The following is a 4353-nucleotide window of genomic DNA, read 5'->3' as shown; positions in this document are numbered from 1 at the left end:
CACGTCGAACCGGCGGCGGCGCTGGGCATCCCGGCCCTGGCGCTGTTCCCCGTCACCCCCCCGGCGCTGCGCGACGCCCAGGGGACCGAGGCCCTGAATCCCGACAACCTGATCTGCCGCGCCGCCCGGCTGCTGAAGCGCGAATTCCCGCATATGGGGCTGGTCGGGGACGTGGCGCTGGACCCCTATACCGACCACGGGCATGACGGCGTGATCCGCGACGGCTATGTCGCCAATGACGAGTCGGTCGCCATCCTGTCGCGCCAGGCCGTCAATCAGGCCGCGGCGGGCATCGACATCATCGCGCCGTCCGACATGATGGACGGCCGCGTCGGCGCCATCCGCCGCGACCTGGACGCCCAGGGCCTGACCGATACGCGGATCATGTCCTACGCCGTCAAATACGCCAGCGCCTTCTACGGCCCGTTTCGCGACGCGCTGGGCTCGGGCGGCCTGCTGAAGGGCGACAAGAAGACCTACCAGATGGATCCGGCCAACAGCGACGAGGCCCTGCGCGAAGTGGCACAGGACCTGGCCGAGGGCGCGGACATGGTCATGGTCAAGCCCGGCATGCCCTATCTGGACGTCATCCGCCGCGTGCGCGAGCGGTTCGCGGTGCCGACCTTCGCCTACCAGGTGTCGGGCGAATACGCCATGCTGGCCGGGGCGATGGAGCGCGGCTGGCTGGACCGCGACCGCGCGATCCTGGAAAGCCTGATGGGCTTTCGCCGCGCCGGGGCCAGCGGGGTGCTGACCTATTTCGCGGTCGAGGCCGCCCGGCTGCTCCGCGCCGGCTGATTCCCCGCCGGCCGGACCCGTGCCCGAAGCGTCACGCCGACGTCACAAATCTCGGCCCGCACGGCAGATTGTGATGCAAACGCGCGATCAAACCGTTACCATCGGCCGGAAAGCGGGGCCCGCGCGACGCAGCATTCTCCTGGTGGCCTGCCGACCGCCGGAATTCGTGCCGAATTTCGGCGGCGGGACACCGGGGCGTCCGCCCGGCGGCCCGCGTCGCCAATCGGCCCGCCGGGCGCTGTATCCTGTCGAGGAGGCGTATGACCTATACATCGCCGCGTCGTCCGCAACTGTTCTACACGACGGCGCCAATGCCCTGTCCCTATGTCGCCGGCCGGATGGAGCGCAAGGTCGTCACCGACATCGGCGGCCCGGACGCCGAGCGGCTGCATAACCGCCTGTCCCGCGCCGGTTTCCGGCGCAGCCACACCATCGCCTACGCCCCGGTCTGCCCGGCCTGCAGCGCCTGCGTGCCGATCCGCGTCCCGGTCGCGACCTTCGCCCCCGACCGCACGCAGCGCCGCATCTTGCGCCGTAACGCGGCCATCGAGGGGTTCGAGGTCCCGGCCCACGCCACGACCGAGCAATTCACCCTCTTCCAGCGCTACCAGTTTGCCCGCCATGCCGACGGCGACATGGCGGCTATGAATTTCTACGATTATCGCGCGATGATCGAAGATACGCCCATCGACACGCTGATGGTCGAATTCCGCACCCAGGAGGACCAGTTGGTCTGCGTCAGCCTGATCGACCGGCTGGATGACGGGCTGTCGGCCGTCTACAGCTTCTTCGACCCGACAATGGAATCCCGCTCGCTCGGCGCCTATGCCATCATGCACCTGATCACGCATACGCGGCGGCTGGGTCTGCCCTATCTCTATCTGGGCTACTGGATTCGCGACAGCGCGAAAATGGCCTACAAGGCCCGATTCCGCCCGGCGGAAATCCTGTTCCGCGGCGCATGGACCCCCCTGAACCACCAGAATCTGCCCGAGGAAGGCGCCGGCATGGCCCGCTTCCCGGTCGCATTCCCCGAATAGGGCGCGCGCTCCGCGCGCCTCAGAGGCTGTGTGTCACAGCCCCTGCCTCTCATGCTTTGGGGCGCGGCTTGCGGGTGACCCAGGCCGGGGCGGGACGACCCACATCGGCGCGCTTGCCCAGATGATCGCGGAAATCGGCAAAGGGTCGGACCCGCGCCGGGTCGGGCCACGCCACCCCGGCCTCGGACGACAGGATGCAGGCGTCCATCAGGCCGCCTTCCTTGTATTTCTGCAGTGCGACCCCCAGTCCGCGCGCCATTTCCGGCAGTTGCGCCACCGGAAAGACCAGCATGCGCCGGTTCTGGCCCAGCACCACGACATGATCGCCCGATACCGCCAGGCAGATCCGCGCGCTTTCGGCATCCTTCAGGTTCAGCACCTGCTTGCCGGTGCGCTTTTCGGCGACCATGTCCTCGTCGCGCACCACCAGCCCGCGCCCGGCGCTGGACGCCAGCAGATGCCGCCCCCCCTCGCGCACCACGAAGATGTCGACCACGTCCTCGTCATTCGACAGATCCACCAGCAGGCGGATCGGCTGGCCGTCGCCCCGCCCGCGCGGCAGGTCGGCGGCGCGCAGGGTAAAGGCCCTGCCATCGGTCGCGAAGAAGCACAGGCGATCGGTGGAGTGGCACTCCACCGCCATGCGGAACCCGTCGCCTTCCTTGAATTTCTGCGCCGCCACGTCGATGCCGTGCCCCTTCAGTGCCTTGACCCAGCCCTTGGCCGACAGGATCAGGGTCAGCGGCTCGCGCTCGACCGCCTCGGCCACCGACACGTCGATCGCACGCGGCGGCTCGGCCAGTTCGCTGCGCCGCGCGCCCAGCGCGCCGCCGCCGAAGGATTTGCGGATCGCCTTCAACTCCTCGGTGATCCGTTTCCAGCGCAGCGCCTCGCTGTCCAGCAGCCCCAGCAGCTCCCCGCGCTCGGCCGTCAGCGCCGCATGCTCCTTGCGGATCTCCATCTCCTCCAGTCGGCGCAGGCTGCGCAGGCGCATGTTCAGGATGGATTCGGCCTGCAACTCGGTCAGCGTGAACGCGGCGATCAGCCCGGCCTTGGCGTCGTCCTCCTCGCGGACGATGCGAATGACCTCGTCCAGGTTCAGATAGACCGCCAGGAATCCGTCCAGGATCTCCAGCCGGCGATCCACCGCCTGCAGCCGGTGGCGGCTGCGCCGCTGCAGCACGTCGTGCCGATGGTCCAGCCAGGCCCGCAGCACCTCGCGCAGGCTGCGCACGCCGGGCACCCTGTCCGCGCCCAGCACATTCATGTTCAGCCCGAACCGGCTTTCCAGCGCGGTGGCGCGGAACAGCGTCTCCATCAGTACTTCGGGTTCGACGCCGCGCGATTTCGGCTCCAGCACCAGCCGGATATCCGTCGTGCTCTCATCGCGGATATCACCCAGCAGCGGCAGCTTCTTCTGCTCCATCAGATCCGCGATCTGCTCGATCAGGCGGGATTTCTGCACCTGGTACGGGATTTCCGTCACCACGATCTGCCAGGTGCCGAACCGCCCCTGCTCGACCGACCAGCGGGCCCGGATGCGGATGCTGCCCCGTCCGGTCTCATAGGCCTGCAACAGGCTCGCCCGGTCCTCGACGATCAGGCCGCCGGTCGGGAAATCCGGACCCGGCATGTCCTCCATCAGTTCGGCCACCGTCGCGTCGGGCCGGCGGATCAGCGTCATCGCCGCGGCGCAGACCTCGCCGACATTATGGGGCGGAATGCTGGTCGCCATCCCCACCGCGATTCCCGCCGCGCCATTGGCCAGCAGGTTGGGAAACGCCGCTGGCAGGACCACCGGCTCCTGCTCTTCGCCGTCATAGGTCGGGCGGAAATCGACCGCGTCATCGTCGATTCCCTCCAGCAGCGCGCGGGCCACCTCGGTCATCCGCGCTTCGGTGTACCGCATCGCCGCGGCGTTATCGCCGTCGATCGACCCGAAATTGCCCTGGCCTTCGACCAGCGGGTACCGCACCGCGAAATCCTGCGCCAGCCGCACCAGGGCCTCATAGACCGACGCATCGCCGTGCGGATGGTATTTACCGATGACGTCGCCGACCACGCGGGCGCATTTCTTGAACCCCGCCGAGGGGTCCAGGCGCAATTGCCGCATCGCGTAGATCATCCGCCGATGCACCGGCTTCAGCCCGTCGCGCACATCGGGCAGCGAGCGCGACATGATGGTGGACATCGCATAGGCCAGGTACCGTTCGCTCAGCGCGTCGGCGAGCCGGGTTTCCTCGATATGGCCGCTGGTATCCACTGTCATGCGTTCCTCCTGTCGGGGGAACAGATAGAGAAAACACCGGATTTGTCCACTGCCGCGCCTGCTGCCATACTTGGCGCCGGCAAGCCGCGATCACGCCGTATCGGGCAGTTCCGCGACCATGTCCGCCAGCCGCAGCCGGGCGGGGGGCAGCGGACGATGGCGCTGGCCGAACGCGTCGCGCGCCAGGAAATGCCCGGTCAGACGCAGCCCGTCGCACCAGTCCCGGTGCGTGCCGGGGTCCGCTTC

General features: G+C 68.3%; 3 protein-coding genes and 1 pseudogene. 2 read left to right on the top strand and 2 right to left on the bottom strand.

What is annotated here, in order from left to right; genetic code table 11:
• Together hemB and HUK84_RS11320 are read left to right on the top strand one after the other, a co-directional pair.
• Positions 1-798 (top strand): porphobilinogen synthase (hemB, locus tag HUK84_RS11325; protein ID WP_176640391.1); only part of this gene is annotated, 798 nt, incomplete at its 5' end.
• A 260-nt stretch (positions 799-1058) separates the two neighbouring features.
• On the top strand, positions 1059-1838 hold the full coding sequence (locus HUK84_RS11320) for an arginyltransferase (protein WP_176640390.1): 780 nt from the start codon (positions 1059-1061) through the stop codon (positions 1836-1838).
• A 49-nt stretch (positions 1839-1887) separates the two neighbouring features.
• Here the strand turns inward: HUK84_RS11320 and parC are convergent, their stop codons facing one another.
• Positions 1888-4107 (bottom strand): DNA topoisomerase IV subunit A, encoded by a 2220-nt coding sequence (parC, locus tag HUK84_RS11315; RefSeq protein ID WP_176640389.1) that lies wholly within the window; start codon positions 4105-4107, stop codon positions 1888-1890.
• Between the two features lie 90 nt (positions 4108-4197).
• Positions 4198-4353, bottom strand: a pseudogene (locus HUK84_RS11310) (DNA repair protein RecO); the annotation flags it as partial.

The sequence above is a fragment of the Nguyenibacter vanlangensis genome (assembly GCF_013376155.1).
In the GTDB taxonomy this organism is placed as follows: Bacteria; Pseudomonadota; Alphaproteobacteria; order Acetobacterales; family Acetobacteraceae; genus Gluconacetobacter; species Gluconacetobacter vanlangensis.
This window is presented reverse-complemented; position numbering and strand designations above follow the sequence as displayed.

Excerpts from the sequence above, each read along its gene's own strand:
- HUK84_RS11320 (WP_176640390.1), top strand. The coding sequence starts at position 1,059 with ATGACCTATACATCGCCGCGTCGTCCGCAACTGTTCTACACGACGGCG.
- parC (WP_176640389.1), bottom strand. The coding sequence starts at position 4,107 with ATGACAGTGGATACCAGCGGCCATATCGAGGAAACCCGGCTCGCCGAC.